Raw genomic sequence first — 20,994 nt, 5'->3', positions numbered from 1 at the left:
TGTGCTGGCGCACGATGCGCCACGGCTGAATTTTAGCCCAGCGCCGGGGTCGCCGCTTGCTCCGGCAGCGAGAAGGTGAAGATCGTGCCGCCGGAAGGGTTGGGCGCATGGGTCAGGGTCCCGCCATGGAACTCGATCGCGGTGCGGCAGATCGACAGCCCCATGCCCATGCCTTCCGCCTTGGTCGAAAAGAACGGCGAGAACAGGCGCTCCGCGACTTCGGGCGGGATGCCGTGGCCGCGGTCGATCACCGACACCGACACCTGGCCGTCCTTGCGCTCGCAGGCGATGCGCAGGATGCGGTCGTAGGGACGGGTATCGTGCATCGCCTCGATCGCGTTGCGGGTCAGGTTCAGCAGCACCTGCTCGAGCAGCACCCGGTCGGCCAGCACCGGCGGCAGGTCGGGCGGCAGCTGCACCTGCAGCACCACGCCGGCCTGGCGCGTCTGCAGCTCGATCAGCGCGCGCACTCCGTCGATCACGCTGCGGATCGTCACTTCCTGGCGCTCCGGCTCGCGCTTCTTCACGAATTCGTGCACGCTGCGGATGATCTTGCCGGCGCGCTGGGCCTGCTGGCGCGCCTGTTCCAGCGCATGGCGCAGCAGGGCGGGCTTGACCTCCTCGCCCGACTGCGAGGCGCGGTCGAGCATGTTGAGCGCGCCGGCGGTGTAGCTGGAGATCGCCGCCAGCGGCTGGTTCAGTTCGTGCGCCAGCATCGACGAGATCTCGCCCATCGTCGCCAGGCGCGCGCTGGCCTGCAGCTTTTCTTCCTGCTGGCGGTTGAGTTCCTCGACGCGCTTGCGGTCGGTGATGTCGAGGATCGAGCTCATCCAGCCGGTCTGCTTGCCGTAGACGTCGACCAGCGGCGCCTCGAACACCAGCACCGGCACGCGCGCCCCGTCCGAGCGCTGGAACACGGTCTCGAACTGCGGCGTGACATTCCCGGACAGGACGCCGCGGAAGCGCTCCTCGTAGTCGGCCATCGCTTCCGGCGCCCAGTAGGGCATGGGCGGCTTCATGCCCACCACTTCCTCGGGCGGCAGGCCGACGATCTGGCAGAAGGCGCGATTCACATAGGTGACGCGGCCCTCGAGGTCGCGCGCGCGCAGCCCGGTCAGCAGCGAGTTTTCCATCGCCGTGCGAAACGCCATCTGCTGGCGCAGCGCGCTTTCGGCGGCCAGGGTGCGCGAGATGTGGCGCCACAGCGCGCCCAGGCTCAGCACCAGGCCGAGCGCCAGCACGATGACCGAGCCCACCAGCAGGTTGGGCAGCAGGTTGGGGGCGCTCTTGACGCTGTCGGTGGACAGCACCATCAGCGCGCCCGGCAGGTCGAGCTCGCGCCGGTGGGTGTAGACGCCGCGCCCCGGTCCGCCGGCGGCGCGCTGCGCCACCACGCGGTCGTCGCCGTCGATCAGGGACAGCGCGTTGTCCTGCGCGAACCACCACGGCACGGTTTCGTCGAGCAGCACCTGCAGGCTGTAGCTCGCCACCAGGCTGCCGGCGAACTCGCCCCTGTCGTACAGCGGCAGGTAGAAGTCGATCATGCCGTGGCTGGCCTGGGTCGCGCCATACGGCTCGCTGTAGCGGCCGCGCCGGGTCGCGCGCGCCACTTCGGCGGCGTTCAGCGTGGCCTCGGCCAGGCCCCGGGCCGGCAGGTCGCTGCCATGGATGGCCATCACCTTGCCGTCGGCGTCGTACCACACCACGCGCATCAGTTCGGGCCCGTTCTTGGCCATCTGCGCCATCCGCATCTGCAGCACGGCCGGCGCGGGCGGCTGCACCACCAGGTCGGCGCCGAGCGCGACCAGCGCTTCCTCGCTGCGCGCCAGTTCGAAGCGCAGGGTCTGCTCGACCCACAGCGTATCGGCGATCAGCTGTTCCTGGCGTTCGTTGCTTTCCATCTGGCGCGCCTGCCAGGGCAGCCAGATCAGCACCGCGAGGAACAGCAGCACCAGCAGCACCGGCACCAGCCAGCGCCAGGGACGCGAGCGCTGTTCGGCGGATTGCGGTGCGAACGGGATTTTCATGCCTGCCTCTTACTTTCGTTACACTGTCGAGTTATTGTGGACATCCACGATGGCGAAGCCTTGCAAAGGCGTCCAGACTGCCATAGGAGAGAGCCACCCGGCGATGGTCGCCGGCGAAACGCCGCCCGTCGGAAGGCCGCCTACCCATCCATCATACTTATGTCTGAGCAGAGGAACCGTACCGCCATGCAGATCAAAGCCATGCTCGTGCTGCTTGCCGCAGCCGCGAGCGCCGGCGCCTGGGCGCAGGATCCTGACGCGGCCCGTCCGATCGTCATCAAATTCAGCCACGTGGTCGCGCCCGACACCCCGAAGGGCAGGGCGGCCGAACGCTTCAAGGAGCTGGCCGAACAGATGACCGATGGAAAGGTCAAGGTCGAAGTCTACCCGAACAGCAGCCTGTACAAGGACCGCGAGGAACTCGAGGCCCTGCAGCTGGGCGCGGTGCAGATGCTGGCGCCGTCGCTGGCCAAGTTCTCGCCGCTCGGCGTGCGCGAGTTCGAAGCCTTCGACCTGCCGTATATCTTCCCGTCCAAGGCGGCCCTGTACGCAGTGACCGAAGGGCGCATCGGCAAGAACCTGCTGCGCAAGCTGGAGCCGAAGGGCATCACCGGCCTGGCTTACTGGGACAATGGCTTCAAGGTCATGTCGGCCAACCGGCCGCTGCTCGCACCGAAGGATTTCAAGGGACTGCGCATGCGCATCCAGGCCTCGAAGGTGCTCGATGCGCAGATGCGCGCGCTGGGCGCGCGGCCCCAGGTGCTGGCGTTCTCCGAAGCCGCGTCCGCCCTGCGCGACGGCGTGGTCGAGGGCAGCGAGAATACGCCGTCGAACATGTACACCCAGGGGATGCACGAGACCCAGACGCACCTGACCGTGTCGAACCACGGCTACCTGGGCTATGCGGTGATCGTCAACAAGAAGTTCTGGGACGGTTTGCCGGCCAATATCCGCGCTACCCTGGAGCGCGCGATGCGCGAGGCCACCGCCTACCAGAAGACGATTGCCCAGCGCACCAACGATGCGGCCCTGGAATCGATCCGGGGTGCGGGCACGACCACCATCCACCAGCTCACGCCCCAGCAGCAGACCGAGTGGCGGCGTGCTCTTTTGCCGGTATATGGCCAGATGGAAACGAGGATCGGCAAGGACATCATGCGGGCGATCAGCCAGGAAGTCCGGCGCTAGACCCGGTCATGCGCCGTGCGGGAAGCGGGCGTCCGGGAGCGCCCGCGGACCCGGGGCTCAAACATGCTGCGTTTTCCTTATAACTAAAAGAATTTTTCTCATACTGTGGACAAAAAGATACGCTCCTGCCGAAATTCTTGCGTTATGATGGGGCCTTCTCGCACTGACATGGTGCGAAAGCAGGAACAGAACACACGGTTTTGGGGAGATAGATAAAAGCACGGTAATCCATACCGGAGATATTTCGAGGAGACACCACGTTTTACAGAAGCCGTTAGCACAGCTAAACGGCCGGAAACGTGACCCGAATTGAGGCGCACCCGAGGGTGCGCTTTTTTTTTCGTTCATACTCTCCAAAGCAGTAGTCGGGTTTCTTGCCAGCGGTTAAGATTCAGTCATGAAGACAGTCCAGGGAAGCGAATTGTTCAACGCCATCGTGCCGGCCCCGTTCGGCGCGATCGGCATCCGCACCATCGACGGCAAGGTGCGCGAACTGGTGTACCTGCAGCCCCACTTCGGCGAGAAGGAATCCGACAATCCCGTGGCCGACCAGGCCGCCCGCCAGGTCGAGCGCTACCTGGAAGATCCCGATTTCCCCTTCGACCTGCCGCTGCTGGACGCCGGCACCGCCTTTCAGCACAAGGTCTGGGAAGCGATCGGCGCGATCCCGCGCGGCAGCGTGCGCACCTATGGCCAACTGGCCAAGCTGATCGGCTCGGCGCCGCGCGCGGTGGGCCAGGCCTGCGGCGCCAACTGGTTCCCCCTGATCATTCCCTGCCACCGGGTCACGGCGGCGGGCGGCCTGGGCGGTTTTTCGAACCAGGACGACGAGAACGGTTTCCACCTCTCGGTGAAGCGCTGGCTGCTGCGGCACGAGGGCGCAACGGCATCTCCATGGCAACAGCAGTCAATCTGGCCCTGATCGACGAGTTCTGCGACACGCTCTGGCTGGAACAGGGACTGGCAAAGAATTCGCTCGACGCCTACCGGCGCGACCTGCGCCTGTTCGCCGGCTGGCTGGCGGCGAAGCGCCCCGGCTGCCCCAGCCTGCTGGAAGTCCAGCCCGAGGACCTCGCCGGCTATTTCGCCGACCGCCATCCGGAATCGCGCCCCAGCTCGGCCAACCGGCGCCTGTCGGTGCTCAAGCGCTTCTACCAGCTGGCGCTGCGCCAGCAGAAGATCGCCCTCGACCCCTGCCTGAAGATGGCCTCGGCGCGCCAGCCGACGCGCTTCGTCCATACCTTGAGCGAAAGCCAGGTCGAGGCCTTGCTGGCCGCGCCGGACGTCGCCACGCCGCTGGGCCTGCGCGAGCGCACCATGCTCGAGCTGATGTATGCAAGCGGCTTGCGGGTCTCGGAACTGGTGGCGCTCAAGCTGGTCGAGGTGAGCCTGAACGATGGCGTGCTGCGCATCACCGGCAAGGGCAGCAAGACGCGCCTGGTGCCCTTCGGTGGCGAGGCGCGCATCTGGCTCGAGCGCTACCTGAAGGATGCGCGCGGCATCATCCTGAACGGGCAGGTCGACGACGCGCTGTTCGTGACCGGCCGCGGCGGCCCGATGACGCGCCAGATGTTCTGGATCCTCATCAAGAAGCATGCCGCCAGGGCGGGCATCAATGCGCCGCTGTCGCCGCACACCTTGCGCCACGCCTTCGCCACCCATCTCCTGAACCACGGCGCCGACCTGCGCGTGGTCCAGCTGCTGCTGGGGCACGCCGACATCTCGACCACGCAAATCTATACCCATGTCGCGCGCGAGCGACTCAAGCACCTGCATGCCCAGCATCATCCACGTGGTTAGTGCAAGCCACATTGGCCGGGCTAAGCCATAATGCGCCTGTAGCACCGCAACTCCCATCCTTAGTGGTCATTGGCGTCGAGGTGAATATGGCACGAAATAATTTCCAGTACGAAAAGCGACAGCGCGAGCTCGAGAAAAAGCGCAAGGCGGAAGAAAAGGCGCGGCGCAAGAACGAAGTCAAGCGTTCGCCCGAGGAGGGCGGCGAGGGGGCGTCGGACGGCGATGCGCCCGAGGACCAACTGTCAGGAAGCGATGCCGCGGCCGGCGACCGGCCGCTGGATGAAGCGCCGGGCGATACGCCGCCGCGCGGGGCATCGGCGTCGCAACATGCCGCCTGACTGAAGAAAGCCATGCAGTGCATGCGGCGCGGCGCCGGCTTTCGGGCCGGCGCCTGCACGTGCATGAAGGAGAGGAGCGATAGCCCCGGTATCCGGTTGCGCGTGGGCTCCACCTGACGCGGAGATGGAGCTCCGTGCGCATGGTTGAACTATAGGCGCGCGCGGCGGTCTGATCCATCTGAATGCGACAGGCCGCCGCTTGAGTGACCTGAAGTGCAGAACTGCGCGACGAACCGCAGGCGCGGGTGCGCCGCTTGCATGCTTGCGCGCGGCGCCCGGCCTTCCTGCGCCGCCACGGCTGTGACGAATACCAGGGCTGCTATGCCGGCCCGGCTTCGGGGCTCATCTCCCTGGGCATGCCCGCGCGCGGGAACAGCCGCAGGCGCGCCAGCACCTGGCCATGGTCCGAGGCCTCGGGCAGGGCCAGGTTCAGGTGATCGGTCAGGTAGACCACGTCGAGCACTTCGCCGATGGCTTCCGGCAGGGCCGGGTTGAACTCGGGCGACACCATGATGTGGTCGATGGTCGAGTGGCGGCTGTCGTGCAGGATCGAGAAGCCGACGTGGCGCTGGTGGTCCTGGTTGCGCTGCACGCTGCAGGCGTCGTACATGCGCTCGGCGGGCGGCGTGCCTTCGCCCAGCACGATCTCGGTGGTGACCGAATCGGCGACGTCGTTGAAGTCGCCCATCACGATGCGCGGACGGCCGGTGGTGCGCGCCATGTCGGTCAGCAGCACGCGCAGCGCCGTGGCCTCGGTGCCGCGCCGGATCAGCGAACGCAGGCAGGCGAGGGCGTACAGGTGCGGATCCTCGCCGCTGTCGCCGGCGCGGTAATCAGGGCGGCGCGACTTCAGGTGCACCACGATCACGTCGATGACCACGCCGGGCGCGGCCACGATGCCGGCATGCAGCGGGGCGCGCGTGAAGCGGTCCGGGTCGCGGCTGCCGGGCGGCAGCGCCACATTGTCCGGGAACATGGTCAGCGCCCGCCCCGGTTCGGCCAGCGGCAGGCGCGACACCAGCGCCACGCTCGGCGTCAGGCGCGTGGCGTTGGGATCCGGGTCGAAGCCCAGGTGGACCGCCTCGCGGTAGCGGCGCGTGCGCGACAGTGCTTCCCTCAAGGCCGCCTGCGAGAAGATCTCCTGGAAGCCGATCACGTCGGCATTGAGCAGGTCGATCTGGTGCGCGGTCCAGTCGAGCTTGGCCTCGTACTCCTCGGGCGTGGTGGGCACGAGGTTGTCGTACAGGCGGGCGCCCGGCGGGGCCAGGTTGAAGGCGTTGAAGGTGGCAAAGCGAATTTCTTCCTGCATAATAGAAACCCCTTATGTTCGTATTTAGCGTACCACGCATGGCCAAGAAAGAGCACGTTTCCGAGACCCCCGCAACGCAATTCCTGCGCAAGCACGGCGTCGTTTTCTCGGAACATCCCTACGAATACGAAGAGCACGGCGGCACCGCCGTTTCCTCGCGCGCACTCGGCGTGCCTGAACACGACGTGGTCAAGACCCTCGTCATGCAGGATGAATCGGCGCGCCCGCTGATCGTGCTGATGCACGGCGACTGCAAGGTCTCGACCAAGAACCTGGCGCGCGCCATTCCCTGCAAGTCGGTCGAGCCCTGCAAGCCGGACGTGGCGCAACGCCATTCAGGCTACATGGTCGGCGGCACCTCGCCTTTCGGCACCCGCAAGGCGATGCCGATCTTCGTCGAGGAAAGCATCCTGGCGCTCGACAGGATCTACATCAACGGCGGCCGCCGCGGCTACCTGGTCGGGATCGCACCCGGCGTGCTGGTCGAGGTGCTGAAGGCGCGGGCGGTGCAGTGCGCCCTGGCCGAGTGACTTTCGCCGCCTGGCGCCGATGGTGTATATTCACGGACCGGTTTTTTGCCGGACCATAACAGACGAGACGACATGAACACTTTGATTGCCACCCTTGCCGCCTACCTGGTCGGCTCGATTTCCTTTGCGGTCGTGGTGAGCCGCGTCATGGGCCTGTCCGACCCGCGCACCTACGGTTCGAAGAACCCGGGCGCCACCAACGTGCTGCGCAGCGGCAGCAAGAAAGCCGCCATCGCCACCCTGGCCGGCGACTGCCTCAAGGGCTGGCTGGCGGTGTGGCTGGCGGTGCACTTCGGCCCGCAATACGGCCTGGACGACGGCGGCATCGCGCTGGTGGCGATCGCCGTGTTCATCGGCCACCTGTGGCCGGTGTTCTTCCGCTTCGTCGGCGGCAAGGGCGTGGCCACCGCGCTCGGCGTGCTGCTGGGCCTGAACGTCTGGCTCGGCCTGGCGACCCTGGTGACCTGGCTGGTGGTGGCCTACGCCTTCCGCTACTCCTCGCTGGCGGCGCTGATCGCCTCGGTGTTCGCGCCGTTCTACTACGGCCTGCTGTTCGGCGCCGACGAGATCCTGTTCGCCGTGTTCGCCATGTGCGCGCTGCTGCTGTGGCGCCACAGCTCGAACATCTCGAATCTGCTGGCCGGCAAGGAATCCAAGATCGGCAGCAAGGCCGCCGGCGCCAAGAAGGGGCGCTGAGCCCGGTGCGGGAGCGTGCGCTCCCGCATGAATTTCCCGCAAGCGTTACCATATGCGCCAATCCGGCACGCCCCGTGCCGCGGGACAGGAAAGGTGGTGCGCAGTGAGCAAGCAACTCAGGATCGATTTTGTGTCGGATGTCTCGTGCCCATGGTGCGCGATCGGCCTGAAATCGCTGGAAACGGCGCTGGAGCGCGTCAGCGACGTGGCGACCGTCGACCTCCACTTCCAGCCCTTCGAACTGAATCCCGACATGGGACCGGACGGCCAGGACATCGTCGAGCACATCACCCAGAAGTATGGCGCCACGGCCGAGCAGCAGGCGAGCAGCCGCGAGACGATCCGCCAGCGCGGCGCCGAGGTCGGCTTCACCTTCGACATGGAACGCCGCGGCCGCATCTACAACACCTTCGACGCGCACCGCCTGCTGTCCTGGGCGGAAGGAGAGGGGCGCCAGCGCGAGCTCAAGGAAGCGCTGTTCGCCTCCTATTTCACCGACTGCGAAGATCCGAGCAACCATGACGTGCTGCTGCGCGTGGTCGAGCGCGTCGGCCTGGACCGCACGACGGCGGCGCGCATCCTTGGTTCCGACGAGTATGCCGACGAGGTGCGCGAGCGCGAGCAGTTCTTCCAGCGCGCCGGCATCCATTCGGTACCGGCGATCATCATCAACCAGCGCCACCTGATTTCCGGCGGCCAGCCGCCCGAGGTGTTCGAGCAGGCGCTGCGCGAGATCGCGGGCCGCGCGTAATCAGTTCAGCTCAGTTCAGCTCGAGCACCACCGGCTGGTGGTCGGACGCAGCCGTCTCCGACAGCACGTCGAGCGCGGCGACGCGCCCGGCCAGGTCATCGGTGATGAAGAAATAATCGTAGCAGTCCGGCCGTTCGGGCCACGGATAGCCGTGCAGCCCCGCGGTCGGCGCGCGCGCGCCGTCGCCGTGCCTGACGCGCCAGGCATCGAGCAGCGGCAGGGCGCCGTTCCCGGGCGGCGCCAGCAGCGCCTGGTAATCGGGCGCATTCGGCGTGAAATTGAAATCGCCGCACAGGATCGCCGAGCCGGGACGCAAGCCCAGCTGGAACGGCGCGTCGAGGTTCGGATCGGGGTGGAAGATGCGCGCCCGCGCGCAGGCTTCGGCGTGCAGTTCGCGGATGCGCTGCACCTGCGCCATGCGCTGCGGCGGCGAATAATATTCCAGGTGGGTGGTCATCAGGCGCAGCTTGCCGCCGGGGGCATCGATCACGGTTTCCAGCAGGCCGCGCGGCATGCCGGCCGGATATTCCGGATCGGCCGGCCAGGGCAGCAGGTGGCGGTGCACCTGCGAGATGCGGTACTTCGAGAGAATCAGGTTGCCGAACAGGCGGGGTACGTTGTTCTTGTAGATTTCGCTCGGAGCATGCTCCATCAGGTGGAAGCCGCCGAAGGCGCCGCCGAGCTGCTTGAACTGGTTCGCAGTGGCGCTGCCTTCCAGTTCAGGGTGGTTGGCGGCCACTTCCTGCAAGCACACAACATCAGGATTGAGGCGGCGCAGGACATCGATAATCGCATGAATGCGGATCCTCCCATCCTTGCCACAACCCCAGCGAATATTCCAACTTACCACGCGCATCTTTCACCTCCGAAAACTTGACCGCCGGATATTGCCACTTATTGGCAACCGACGGTCACACCGTAGGATCGATGTCAGGCTTGCAAGTTCACCCCGCAAGCCTGATTCTACGCGGCTTCCAGCTCGTCCAGGGGCCAGCGCGGACGCACGTTGAATGCGTAGTCGCGCTGCGCCAGGGCAGGGTTGCGTTCCAGCCGCATGGCGCCGGCAAAGGCGATCATGGCGCCGTTGTCGGTGCAGAATTCGAGTTCCGGATAATAGACCTTGAATTTTCGTTTTACAGCGGCCGCATCAAGGGCGGCGCGCAGTTGCCGGTTGGCCCCAACGCCGCCGGCGATCACCAGGCGCTTCAGGCCCGTATGCTTCAGCGCGCTCACGCATTTGGCGGTGAGCACGTCGACGATCGCATCGACGAAACCGCGCGCGATGTTCGCCTTGTCCTGCTCGCAGATGTTCGCGATCACCTTTTCTTCATGGTTCTTGACGACGGTGAGCACCGCCGTCTTCAGGCCCGAGAAGCTGAAGTTGAAGTCCTTCGAGTGCAGCATCGGGCGCGGCAGCGTGTAGGCGCTCGGGTCGCCGAATTCGGCCAGGCGCGAGATCGCCGGGCCGCCGGGGTAGCCCAGGCCGAGCAGCTTGGCCGACTTGTCGAAGGCTTCGCCGGCCGCGTCGTCCAGGGTTTCGCCCAGCAGGGTGTAGCGGCCGACGCCGTCCACCCGCATCAGCTGGGTATGGCCGCCCGAGACCAGCAGGGCGATGAAGGGGAATTCCGGACGCTCGCTCGCCAGCAGCGGCGACAGCAGGTGGCCTTCGAGGTGGTGCACGCCGAGCACCGGCTTGTCGAGCGCCAGCGCCAGGCTGCAGGCCACGCTCGAGCCGACCAGCAGCGCGCCGGCCAGGCCCGGGCCTTGCGTATAGGCGATGGCGTCGATGGCCGACATCGGGATACCGGCGCGCCTGATCGTTTCTTCCAGCAGCGGCAGGGCGCGGCGGATGTGGTCGCGCGAGGCCAGCTCGGGCACCACGCCGCCATACTCCTCGTGCATGGCCACCTGCGAATGCAGGGCATGGGACAGCAGGCCGCGCTCGGTGTCATACAGAGCAAGGCCGGTTTCATCGCAGGAGGATTCGACGCCGAGAACGATCATGGGGAGAGAAAAGCGGAGGAGGAAGCGGAATATCGAATTGTAGCGCAGCGTGGACGGCTGTGCCGTCCACGCTGGGTTCATGCAGGGCCGCTCATGGCCGGCGCAGCAGCTCCTGGTGCGCGCTGCGCAGCATCTCCTCGGTCTCTTCCCAGCCGATGCAGCCGTCGGTCACCGAGCAGCCGTACTTGAGTTCGGACAGGTCGGCCGGGATCGGCTGGCTGCCGCTGACGATGTTCGACTCGATCATCACGCCCAGCAGCGAGCGGTTGCCGTGGCGGATCTGCTGGATCACGTCCGACATCACCAGCGGCTGCAGTTCCGGCTTCTTGTAGCTGTTCGCGTGCGAGCAATCCACCACCAGGTTGGACGGCAGGCCGGCTTTCTTGAGCGCCTGCTCGGCGATCGCCACCGACACCGAATCGTAGTTCGGGCGGCCGCCGCCGCCGCGCAGCACCACGTGGCCGTAGGCGTTGCCGCTGGTGCGCACGATCGATACCGAGCCCTGGCCGTTAATGCCGAGGAAGGCGTGCGGATTGGCCGAGGACAGCACGGCGTTGACCGCGATGCTGACGTCGCCGTCGGTGCCGTTCTTGAAGCCGACCGGGGTCGACAGGCCGGACGACATCTCGCGGTGGGTCTGCGACTCGGTGGTGCGCGCGCCGATCGCGGTCCAGGCGATCAGGTCGCCCAGGTACTGCGGCGAGATCGGGTCCAGCGCTTCGGTCGCGGTGGGCAGGCCCAGTTCGCACACGTCGAGCAGGAACTGGCGCGCGCGTTCCATGCCGACGTCGACGCGGAACGAATCGTCCATGAACGGATCGTTGATATAGCCCTTCCAGCCGGTGGTCGTGCGCGGCTTCTCGAAATACACGCGCATCACCAGCACCATGGTGTCGGCCACCTCGGCCTGCAGTTTCTTCAGGCGGCGCGCATAGTCCAGGCCCGCCACCGGATCGTGGATCGAGCAGGGGCCGACCACGACGAACAGGCGCTTGTCTTTACGATCGAGGATGTTGCGCAGCGTTTCGCGGCCCTGCATCACGGTGGTGACGGCACGGTCGGTCAGCGGCAGCGCCGCATGCAGCTCGACCGGCGTGGGCATCTGCGCGAAGGAGCTGACATTGGTGTTTTCGATAGCGGGCGTGATGATCATGGTGCGAGTCGGTTTTTTCTGGAGGGGGTTGACCAGTGTAGACGGAAATTGCTGCACGTGCACAAACTGAACCGCAAAAAGACAGCGCGGCCCTGCGCGCGGATTGCTCTGCCTGTAGAGGCGAAAGCCGTTCCCGTGTATCCTTTTGCCATGACTACCGACATCGAACGCTTTGTCGCGGCCCCCTTCATCAAGGAGATCGGCCGCGGCGTCAAGGGGGCGCGCAGCATGTCGCGCGACGACGCGCGCGCACTGTACAGCGCCATGCTGGAGGGCCGGGTTTCCGACCTGGAACTGGGCGCCATCATGCTGGCCATGCGCATCAAGGGCGAGTCGGTCGAGGAGCTGGCCGGCTTCATGGACGCCGCCGAAGCCTCGTTCGCGCCGCTGCCGGCGCCGCCGGGCCCGTTCGCGCCGGTCCTGATTCCCACTTATAACGGCGCGCGCAAGCTGGCCAACCTGACGCCGCTGCTGGCGCTGCTGCTGGCGCGCGAAGGCGTGCCGGTGCTGGTGCACGGCGTGCGCAACGATCCGGGGCGCGTGACGACGGCCGAGATCCTGGCCGAGCTGGGCCTGGCCGAAGCCGGTTCGTCCTCCGACCTGCTCGACGCCGCCGGCCAGGGCCGTCCCGCCTTCCTGCCGATCGAGCGCCTGGCGCCCGAACTGGCCCACCTGCTGTCGCTGCGCCGCGTGCTGGGCGTGCGCAACTCCACGCACACCCTGGTCAAGATCCTGCAGCCGTTCGACGGCCCGGCGCTGCGCCTGGTGTCCTACACCCACCCCGAGTACCTGGAAACCCTGGGCGAATTCTTCATCGACAAGGCGGGCGCGGTACGCGGCGACGCCTTCCTGATGCGCGGCACCGAGGGCGAGACGGTGGCCAACCCGCACCGCGCCCAGAAGATCGACTGGTTCCACGAGGGCGAGCGCACCGTGCTGGTCGAGCGCGACGCCCCGACCGACGACCTGTCCGAGGTGCCGGACGGCCGCGACGCGGCCACCACCGCCGCCTGGATCGCCCGCGCGCTCAAGGACGAGGTGCCGGTGCCGCCCTCGATCGCGGCCCAGGTGGCGCATTGCGTGGAAGTGTCGCGCGCCATCCGCAGCCGCGGCCACGTGCCGGTCTAGGGGCGCGTAAAGCCATGACCTGATGCCCCCGCTGGGCTTACAATGGCAGGTTTGGGTTAACGCGGGAAGCGGCAGGCATGGCAAAACAATACGATGTGGCGGTAATCGGCGCGGGCGCGGCCGGGATGATGTGCGCGGCCGTGGCGGGCAAGGGCGGCAAGCGCGTGGTGCTGCTCGACCATGCCGCCAAGCTGGCCGAGAAGATCCGCATCTCGGGCGGCGGGCGCTGCAATTTCACGAACATCAACGCCGGGCCGCAGAACTTCCTGTCGCAGAATCCGCATTTCTGCAAGAGCGCGCTGTCGCGCTACACGGCGCAGGACTTCCTCGCGCTGGTCAAGAAATACCGGATCGCCCACCACGAGAAGCACAAGGGCCAGCTGTTCTGCAACGACTCGTCCGAGCAGGTCATCCAGATGCTGCGCGCCGAATGCGAAGTGGGCGGCGTCCACTGGCGCATGCCGTGCAAGGTTGCCGGCGTGCAGAAAACGGAGAGCGGTTTCAGCATCGCCACGGATAGCGGCGAAATTCTTGCCGACAGCGTGGTGATCGCCACCGGCGGCCTGTCGATCCCGAAGATCGGTGCAAGCGACCTCGGCTATCGCATCGCCACCCAGTTCGGCCTGAAGATCGTCGAGACCCGTCCCGGCCTGGTGCCGCTGACCTTCGACGGCCCCAGCTGGGAGGCGTTCGCGCCGCTGGCCGGCATCGCGCTCGAGGTCGAGGTCAGCACCGGCGCCGGCAAAGGGAAGGGCGCGCAGCGCGGCCACTTCCGCGAAGACCTGTTGTTTACTCACCGCGGCCTGTCGGGCCCGGCGATCCTGCAGATTTCCAGCTACTGGCAGCCGGGCACGCCGATCGTGCTCGACCTGCTGCCGGAAATGGACGTGGCCGAAGTGCTGATCGGCGCCAAGAAAACGGAAAAGAAGCAGTTGGGCAACGTGCTGGCGCAATGGCTGCCGGCGCGCCTGGCCGAAGGCCTGCTGCTGGCGAACGGCTTCGCCCCGGATGCGCGCCTGGCCGACATGGCCGACGCCAAACTGCGCAAGCTGGGCGACGCCATCAACCGCTGGGCCATCGTGCCGACCGGCTCGGAAGGCTACCGCAAGGCCGAGGTGACCCTGGGCGGCGTCGACACGCGCGAGCTGTCGCAGCAGACCATGATGGCCAACAAGGTGCCGGGCCTGTACTTCATCGGCGAGACGGTCGACGTGACCGGCTGGCTGGGCGGCTACAACTTCCAGTGGGCCTGGGCATCGGGTGTGGCAGCCGGTTTGGCGCTGGCCGAATCGTGACGTGGCGATTCAGGCACAAGTTAATAAAAGCTTTCACTGAACGGCAAATGCTGCTAGAATTTCGTTCTTCCCTAAATCCAACGGTTTGATTTTTACATGACCACTATCCGCCTTAAAGAAAACGAGCCGTTCGAAGTCGCTATGCGTCGCTTCAAGCGCACTATCGAAAAGACCGGTCTGTTGACGGAACTGCGCGCCCGCGAGTTCTACGAAAAACCGACTGCAGAGCGCAAGCGCAAGCTGGCCGCTGCCGTGAAGCGCCACTACAAGCGCATCCGCAGCCAGCAACTGCCGAAGAAACTGTACTAAGACAGTCCAGCCGGCCCTGACCCGGTGACGGCATTGACTGTCCCGGCGAGTCGCTGACGTTCGCCAAGCCCGCACCGGTTGTGACCGCGGCGGGTTTTGTCGTTTATACCTATCGATCACGGAGATCCCATGAGCTTGAAGCAACAAATTACCGACGACATGAAAGCAGCCATGCGCGCCAAGGAAAGCGGCCGTCTGGCGACCATTCGCCTGATCATCGCCGATATCAAGCGCAAGGAAGTCGACGAGCAGATCGAGCTGAACGACACCCAGGTGCTGGCCGTGGTCGAGAAGATGATCAAGCAGCGCAAGGATTCGATCTCGCAGTTCGAGGCAGGCGGCCGCGCCGACCTGGCCGACATCGAGAAGGCCGAACTGGCGGTGCTGTCGGCCTACATGCCGGCCGGCCTGTCGGACGAGGAAGTCGCCGCCGAGGTGGCTGCCGCCGTGGCCGCCACCGGCGCCGCCGGTCCCCAGGATATGGGCAAGGTCATGGGCGTGCTCAAGCCGAAGCTGGCTGGCCGCGCCGACATGACGGTGGTGTCCGCACTGGTCAAGAAAGCATTGACCGGCGCCTGATGCCATTGCGGGCTCGATCGGGCCCGCATCTTGTTGCATATCAATTTGCAGCGAGCGCTGCGGTATAGTCTGAGTCTAGACAAACACTGTGTAACCTCAAGTGATTCCGCAAACTTTCATCACCGATTTGCTCAACCGCGTTGATATCGTCGACGTGGTCGGCCGTTACGTCCAGCTGAAAAAGGGCGGCGCCAACTACATGGGGCTGTGCCCCTTCCACAACGAAAAGTCTCCCAGCTTCACCGTCAGCCCGACCAAGCAGTTCTACCACTGCTTCGGCTGCGGCGCGCATGGCACCGCGATCGGTTTCCTGATCGAATACTCGGGCATGGGTTTCGTCGATGCCGTCAAGGACCTGGCCCAGAACGTGGGCATGATCGTGCCGGACGCCGACGACAAGATCCCGCCGGCCCAGCGCGCGGCCCAGCAGGCCCAGTCGCTGGCCATGACCGACGCGCTGAACCAGGCCTGCACGTTTTATCGGACCCAGCTGCGCGAAGCGCCGAACGCGATCGCCTACCTGAAAAACCGCGGCCTGACCGGCGAGGTCGCCGCCCGCTTCGGCATGGGCTACGCGCCGTCCGGCTGGGACAACCTGCGCTCCGTGTTTCCCGATTACGAGGCGCTGGCGCTGGTCGAATCCGGCCTGGTGATCGACAAGGTCGACGAGGACGGCAACAACCGCAAGCGCTACGACCGTTTCCGCGAGCGCGTGATGTTCCCGATCCGCAACACCAAAGGCCAGGTGATCGGCTTCGGCGGACGCGTGCTCGACGGCGGCGAACCGAAATACCTGAACTCGCCGGAAACCCCGCTGTTCCAGAAAGGCCTGGAACTGTACGGGCTGTTCGAGGCGCGCCAGGCGATCCGCGACGCCGGCTACGTGCTGGTGACGGAAGGCTACATGGACGTGGTCGCGCTGGCACAGCTCGGTTTCCCGCAAGCCGTCGCCACGCTCGGCACCGCCTGCACCAGCACCCACGTGCAAAAGCTGCTGCGCCAGACCGACAACGTGATCTTCAGCTTCGACGGCGACAAGGCCGGCCGCCGCGCCGCCCGCCGCGCGCTGGAAGCCTGCCTGCCGCAGGTGAGCGACGACAAGACCATCAAGTTCCTGTTCTTGCCGCAGGAACACGATCCGGACAGCTTCGTGCGCGAGCGCGGCGCCGAGGCTTTCGAGCAGGAAATCAACGACGCCATGCCGCTGTCGCAGTTCCTGCTGCGCGAAGTGACCGCCGAGCACGATCTCGACACGCCGGAAGGCCGTGCGCACGCCCAGTTCGAGGCCAAGCCCTTGCTGCAGGCCATGACGCCGTCGGCGCTGCGCCTGCAGATCGTGCGCGGCCTGGCCAACCTGACCGCATCGACGCCGGCCGAGATCGAGGGCCTGTTCGAGCTGTCCAAGCCGGTATCGGTGGCGCGCCGCGCGCCGCCGCGCCAGGGCCGGCCGGAACCGGTCGGGCTGGAACGCCAGATGCTGCGCATCCTGGTGGCCCATCCAAACCTGGCGCTATTGCTCGATGACACGGCATTGATGTCGTTCGACCATTTCGGCCAGGAAGCGGCCGAGGGCCTGCGCTACCTGGTCGACACCGCCCGGGCCCTGGGCGAGGGCGGCACCTTCGCCGCGCTGTCCCAGCAGCTCAAGGAAGTGACCTCCGGATACGACCGGCTGATTGCCGAGATCGCTTCGGAACCCGAATCGGAGGTCGACGCGGACCGCATCTGGTTGCTCAGTGCTATCCGCCAGATCAAGATGGACTCGTTAAAACAAGAACTTAACCAGTTGTTTTCTTCAGGACTGACCCCAGATCAGGTCAGTACTCGCTATCGCGAAATTACTGCCCAGCAGGACCTCTTGGCCCGCGAAGCTGCCGCCGACATGGCGCCCCGATGAACACTGGAACTTGCCTTGGGAAGGGCGGTGTTCGCGACTGGAAAAAGTGGGGGTGCGTGCTATAATAAAACGCTAACTATTGCAACTGTTGAAACGATTTTTCGTCTCAATCGCGGCGTAGAGTTTCAGTTAGCGAGGCAACTGATCGTTGCCTGCAGGGTGATGTAAGGTAACAAAACTTTATCTTTAACCATCGTAAAGTTAGTCGTTGTGACATCGAAAGCGCCTGTGCCAACCAAGAAACCCGAAACCAAAGTGGCTGCGAAAACCACCAGAGCGTCTGCCGCCAAGGCAGACAAATCGCAAGACAAGGCAGAGGTTCGTACCGCGAACCCGGCGCCTGTCAGCCAGACAACCGATGCGGCAGCACTGGCCGCGATCGACACGTCCGGCTATGTCCTGCCGTCCGTCAAGGTGCCGGGACGCCGTGGTCGCAAGCCTAAGGAATTCACGCCCGAGAATGACGAAATCGCCGCGTTGAACGCGGTCGAGCGCGCCGAACTGAAGGCTGCGGACAAGGCCAAGGCCAAGGACCGCAAGGCCAAGGAAAAGGCGCTGCTGAAAGACGCATTCTCGTCCGACACCGAAGCGAGCGAGGAAGAGCTCGAGATTCGCCGCCAGAAGCTCAAGGCCCTGATCAAGTCGGGCAAGGAGCGCGGCTTCCTTACGTACTCCGAGATCAACGACCACTTGCCGGACAACATTGTTGATCCGGAAGCGATTGAAGGCATCATCGGCACCTTCAACGACATGGGCATCGCCGTCTACGAGCACGCGCCCGATGCCGAAACCCTGCTGCTGTCCGACAATGTCGCTACCGTCACGAGCGACGACGAAGCGGAAGCCGCCGCCGAGGCGGCGCTGTCGACCGTCGACTCCGACTTCGGCCGCACCACCGATCCTGTGCGCATGTACATGCGCGAGATGGGCTCGGTCGAACTGCTGACCCGCGAAGGCGAGATCGAGATCGCCAAGCGCATCGAGGATGGCCTGCGCGACATGATCCAGGCGATCTCCGCCTGCCCGGTGACCATTGCCGAGATCATCGACGCCGCCAGCAAGATCGACCGCGACGAGATCAAGATCGACGAGATCGTCGACGGCCTGGTCGACCCGGACGGCGACGAACAGGCCTCGACGACCGCGGTCGCGTCGAGCTCCGATTCCGACGAGGATGAGGAAGAAGAGGAAGAGGAAGAAGAGGAAGAAGAGGAAGAGGAAGCGGCCGCCACCCCTGGCGCGGCGGGTTACTCGGCCGAACAGCTGGAAGCGCTGAAGGTGTCCGCCCTCGGGAAGTTCGAGGTGATCGCCCAGCAATTCGACAAGATGCGCAAGGCGTTCGAGAAGGAAGGCTACAACTCGAAATCCTACGTCAAGGCGCAGGAAGCGATCTCCGACGAGCTGCTGGGCATCCGCTTCACCGCCAAGGTCGTCGAGAAGCTGTGCGACACGCTGCGCGGCCAGGTCGACGAAGTGCGCCATATCGAGAAGCAGATCCTGGATGTGGCGGTGAACCGCTGCGGCATGCCGCGCGCCCACTTCATCAAGGTCTTCCCGGGCAACGAAACCAACCTGGAATGGGTGGACGGCGAAGTGAACGCCGGCCACGCCTACAGCGCCATCCTGGGCCGCAACATTCCGACGATCAAGGAACTGCAACAGCGCCTGATCGACCTGCAGGCGCGCGTCGTGCTGCCGCTGCCGGACCTGCGCAACATCAACCGCCAGATGGCGGCGGGTGAAATGAAGGCGCGCAAGGCCAAGCGCGAAATGACCGAGGCCAACCTGCGCCTGGTGATTTCGATCGCCAAGAAGTACACCAACCGCGGCCTGCAATTCCTCGACCTGATCCAGGAAGGCAACATCGGCCTGATGAAGGCGGTGGACAAGTTCGAATACCGCCGCGGCTACAAGTTCTCGACCTATGCGACGTGGTGGATCCGCCAGGCCATCACCCGTTCGATCGCGGACCAGGCGCGCACGATCCGTATTCCGGTGCACATGATCGAAACGATCAACAAGATGAACCGGATCTCGCGCCAGATCCTGCAGGAGACCGGCGCCGAGCCCGATCCGGCGACGCTTGCGATCAAGATGGAAATGCCGGAAGACAAAATCCGGAAGATCATGAAGATCGCGAAAGAGCCGATTTCGATGGAAACGCCGATCGGCGACGACGACGATTCGCATCTGGGCGACTTCATCGAGGACAACAACACGCTGGCGCCGTCGGATGCGGCGCTGCACGCCTCGATGCGCGGTGTGGTGAAGGATGTGCTGGATTCGCTGACCCCGCGCGAAGCCAAGGTGCTGCGCATGCGCTTCGGGATCGAGATGTCGACCGACCACACCCTGGAAGAAGTGGGCAAGCAGTTCGACGTGACCCGCGAGCGCATCCGCCAGATCGAAGCGAAGGCGCTGCGCAAGCTGCGTCACCCGTCGCGCTCGGACAAGTTGAAGAGTTTCCTCGAAGGCAGCAGCTAAAGCTTGACGAGCCTGCTGTAAAAGCAATATCCTCTCGCCACTTCGCTCTACGGTTTGACCGTGGACGGGGTGGCGAGTTTTTCTCTCCACTGTGACAGTTTTTGGGCCTCTAGCTCATGCCTGGTTAGAGCAGCGGACTCATAATCCGTTGGTGCCCGGTTCGACTCCGGGGAGGCCTACCAAAATTTCCTTGAAGGATCAGTGGCTTGCGTGATGCTGCTTGCGACCCTTGATTCCCTTTCTGGGTAACGTGCTGAGCTATGTAACGGCTGTGTAAGTAAATCCCTTCAACTACGTGTCTCGCGACGCGACGATTCGTCTTGCGACGATGCTCCGAAGGGCCATCAGCTGGTGCCTACTGGCGTTGGCCGGCATTTACCACAATCTTTAAACACCTAGCGGAAGGTGTCCGTGAACCCACGTTTTGTCGGCCACGGGGCACGGCGCAAGTTCGCCAAGTCGATCAAGCCCAGCGCCAGATTGAACTGGCCCTTGATGGTCAGGCAGAGCTGGATCGCCGACTCGCTGTATTTCGGGCTGCGACCCCGCTTGCCGCTGGCACTGCCGTGCCAGCAAATCTCCTTGTCCAGCCAGATCAGCAGCGAGCCACGCGCTTTCAGCGCAACGTTGTAATCTTTCCAGTTGGTCGTTAAGTATTTTTGGTTTGCTGGGGCACTCATGCTGTCAGTTTACCCGAGCCCTAGCCTAGCCGCTGTACGGGCTAATTTGTGCAAAAAAGCCGGTCGGACGTACAATATTCTAGACAATCTGCTCGGCGGGAAGGGGATTCTTCGTGCCGGGTCATCGAATTAACCTCTCGCAGTTGGTGCTCTCTTGCAACATTTATACACCTTTGAAACGAAAGACGAGGCCGAAGAGGCTTTAGTAAAGTTATTAGGGCCGAAGCGATTAGCTAGCGATCGAGACGGTACCGAAGTCATATACAAATTATTTGGTGAGTTGACGTGGAGAAATCTCTACGTTTTGGGAATGCATAATCTTCCTGAGTTGAAAAATATTCTATCGCAGCGGGATTCTGGAGGAGCCTATGATAAGAACCGACATCGTGAAATTGTGGCCGCACTCGAGAACATTTCGCGAGTGCTCGGGCTGACGATTCCTGCTCATTGGCGATGACGGCGGACGTACGAGTGTAAGTAAATCACCAAACTCCAAGTGGCGAGGACCGGCCGCGATTCGGGCCGGGCGCGCAAGAATGCCTATTAAGAGCGGCGATTCAGTCCTAAGTAGTCTCCGAAAATTTTGAGTTAAACTCAGATCGGAGACTGCTGCAGGAGTCACTGCGATGAAACTGTTAATGTTGTCCGATGCCGAGCGTCGGACGCTGCGGGACATGGGGATTTTCCATCCTCATCCACGGGCTCGTATGCGCGCCCAAGGCATCTTGCGGTTGAGTCAGGGACTGACCCTGCAAGAGACTGCTGACGAGTTCTCGGTGCATTTGAACAGTGTCGAGCAATGGCGCCAGCGTTGGAACAAGCTTGG

General features: G+C 64.5%; 19 protein-coding genes, 1 tRNA gene and 1 pseudogene. 15 read left to right on the top strand and 6 right to left on the bottom strand.

The annotated features are described in order from the left end of the window. Positions 1-32: 32 nt before the first annotated feature. Positions 33-2,027, bottom strand: coding sequence for a sensor histidine kinase (locus H162_RS0121865; protein WP_020655631.1), 1,995 nt, complete (start codon positions 2,025-2,027; stop codon positions 33-35). Between the two features lie 186 nt (positions 2,028-2,213). Here H162_RS0121865 and H162_RS0121860 point away from each other — a divergent pair, with 186 nt between their 5' ends. From H162_RS0121860 to H162_RS0121845, 4 genes are all read left to right on the top strand, one after another. Then, positions 2,214-3,215 (top strand): TRAP transporter substrate-binding protein, encoded by a 1,002-nt coding sequence (locus tag H162_RS0121860; RefSeq protein WP_020655630.1) that lies wholly within the window; start codon positions 2,214-2,216, stop codon positions 3,213-3,215. Positions 3,216-3,612: 397 nt separating this feature from the next. Continuing rightward, positions 3,613-4,137: a methylated-DNA--[protein]-cysteine S-methyltransferase gene (locus H162_RS0121855; protein WP_026354933.1), complete on the top strand. Its 525-nt coding sequence runs from the start codon at positions 3,613-3,615 to the stop codon at positions 4,135-4,137. Next, positions 4,110-5,015 carry a site-specific tyrosine recombinase XerD gene (gene xerD / locus H162_RS0121850; RefSeq protein WP_020655628.1) on the top strand — a complete coding sequence of 302 codons (906 nt, stop codon included), beginning with the start codon at positions 4,110-4,112 and terminating at the stop codon, positions 5,013-5,015. Before H162_RS0121855 ends, xerD begins: the two co-directional genes overlap by 28 nt. 86 nt (positions 5,016-5,101) lie before the next feature. After that, on the top strand, positions 5,102-5,353 hold the full coding sequence (locus H162_RS0121845) for a hypothetical protein (protein ID WP_020655627.1): 252 nt from the start codon (positions 5,102-5,104) through the stop codon (positions 5,351-5,353). Between the two features lie 319 nt (positions 5,354-5,672). Here the strand turns inward: H162_RS0121845 and H162_RS31560 are convergent, their stop codons facing one another. Next, a complete protein-coding gene (locus H162_RS31560) occupies positions 5,673-6,662 on the bottom strand; it encodes an endonuclease/exonuclease/phosphatase family protein (protein WP_020655626.1) in 990 nt (329 codons plus the stop codon). Between the two features lie 38 nt (positions 6,663-6,700). Between H162_RS31560 and H162_RS0121830 the strand changes: the two genes are divergently transcribed. From H162_RS0121830 to H162_RS0121820, 3 genes are all read left to right on the top strand, one after another. Continuing rightward, positions 6,701-7,192 (top strand): aminoacyl-tRNA deacylase, encoded by a 492-nt coding sequence (locus tag H162_RS0121830; RefSeq protein WP_020655625.1) that lies wholly within the window; start codon positions 6,701-6,703, stop codon positions 7,190-7,192. Between the two features lie 72 nt (positions 7,193-7,264). Beyond that, positions 7,265-7,888, top strand: coding sequence for a glycerol-3-phosphate 1-O-acyltransferase PlsY (gene plsY, locus H162_RS0121825; protein ID WP_020655624.1), 624 nt, complete (start codon positions 7,265-7,267; stop codon positions 7,886-7,888). A gap of 103 nt (positions 7,889-7,991) precedes the next feature. After that, the gene (locus tag H162_RS0121820; RefSeq protein WP_020655623.1) at positions 7,992-8,639 is read left to right on the top strand and encodes a DsbA family oxidoreductase; all 648 of its coding nucleotides are present in this window, start codon (positions 7,992-7,994) and stop codon (positions 8,637-8,639) included. A 10-nt stretch (positions 8,640-8,649) separates the two neighbouring features. On the opposite strand, the gene H162_RS0121815 is transcribed toward H162_RS0121820, so the two are convergent. From H162_RS0121815 to H162_RS0121805, 3 genes are all read right to left on the bottom strand, one after another. Then, positions 8,650-9,495 carry an endonuclease/exonuclease/phosphatase family protein gene (locus tag H162_RS0121815; RefSeq protein ID WP_026354932.1) on the bottom strand — a complete coding sequence of 282 codons (846 nt, stop codon included), beginning with the start codon at positions 9,493-9,495 and terminating at the stop codon, positions 8,650-8,652. Positions 9,496-9,602: 107 nt separating this feature from the next. Continuing rightward, positions 9,603-10,643 carry a tRNA (adenosine(37)-N6)-threonylcarbamoyltransferase complex transferase subunit TsaD gene (gene tsaD, locus H162_RS0121810; RefSeq protein WP_020655621.1) on the bottom strand — a complete coding sequence of 347 codons (1,041 nt, stop codon included), beginning with the start codon at positions 10,641-10,643 and terminating at the stop codon, positions 9,603-9,605. A gap of 91 nt (positions 10,644-10,734) precedes the next feature. Then, a complete protein-coding gene (locus H162_RS0121805; protein ID WP_020655620.1) occupies positions 10,735-11,796 on the bottom strand; it encodes a 3-deoxy-7-phosphoheptulonate synthase in 1,062 nt (353 codons plus the stop codon). 150 nt (positions 11,797-11,946) lie between these two features. Here H162_RS0121805 and ybiB point away from each other — a divergent pair, with 150 nt between their 5' ends. From ybiB to H162_RS0121770, 7 genes are all read left to right on the top strand, one after another. Continuing rightward, a complete protein-coding gene (gene ybiB, locus H162_RS0121800; RefSeq protein ID WP_020655619.1) occupies positions 11,947-12,924 on the top strand; it encodes a DNA-binding protein YbiB in 978 nt (325 codons plus the stop codon). 77 nt (positions 12,925-13,001) lie between these two features. Then, positions 13,002-14,219, top strand: a complete 1,218-nt coding sequence (locus tag H162_RS0121795) for a BaiN/RdsA family NAD(P)/FAD-dependent oxidoreductase (protein ID WP_026354930.1) — start codon at positions 13,002-13,004, stop codon at positions 14,217-14,219. 96 nt (positions 14,220-14,315) lie between these two features. After that, entirely contained in the window at positions 14,316-14,528 is a 213-nt protein-coding gene (rpsU, locus tag H162_RS0121790; RefSeq protein ID WP_005665410.1) for a 30S ribosomal protein S21, read from the top strand. Positions 14,529-14,657: 129 nt separating this feature from the next. Next, positions 14,658-15,107 (top strand): GatB/YqeY domain-containing protein, encoded by a 450-nt coding sequence (locus H162_RS0121785; protein WP_026354929.1) that lies wholly within the window; start codon positions 14,658-14,660, stop codon positions 15,105-15,107. 100 nt (positions 15,108-15,207) lie between these two features. After that, positions 15,208-17,004 (top strand): DNA primase, encoded by a 1,797-nt coding sequence (dnaG, locus tag H162_RS0121780; RefSeq protein ID WP_020655615.1) that lies wholly within the window; start codon positions 15,208-15,210, stop codon positions 17,002-17,004. 228 nt (positions 17,005-17,232) lie between these two features. Continuing rightward, positions 17,233-19,488, top strand: coding sequence for an RNA polymerase sigma factor RpoD (gene rpoD, locus H162_RS0121775; protein WP_026354928.1), 2,256 nt, complete (start codon positions 17,233-17,235; stop codon positions 19,486-19,488). Positions 19,489-19,591: 103 nt separating this feature from the next. Then, positions 19,592-19,670: transfer RNA gene (locus tag H162_RS0121770), tRNA-Ile, on the top strand. Positions 19,671-19,958: 288 nt separating this feature from the next. Here the strand turns inward: H162_RS0121770 and H162_RS31555 are convergent. After that, positions 19,959-20,168, bottom strand: a pseudogene (locus H162_RS31555) (transposase); the annotation flags it as partial. A gap of 626 nt (positions 20,169-20,794) precedes the next feature. On the opposite strand from H162_RS31555, the gene H162_RS31550 reads away from it, so the two are divergent. Then, positions 20,795-20,994: helix-turn-helix domain-containing protein (locus H162_RS31550; RefSeq protein WP_169444429.1), on the top strand; the 200-nt coding region annotated here is incomplete at its 3' end.

Source organism: Massilia niastensis DSM 21313, assembly GCF_000382345.1.
GTDB lineage: Bacteria > Pseudomonadota > Gammaproteobacteria > Burkholderiales > Burkholderiaceae_D > Telluria > Telluria niastensis.
Note: the sequence above shows the minus strand (reverse complement) of the source record. Positions and strands in the feature narration are given on the sequence as shown.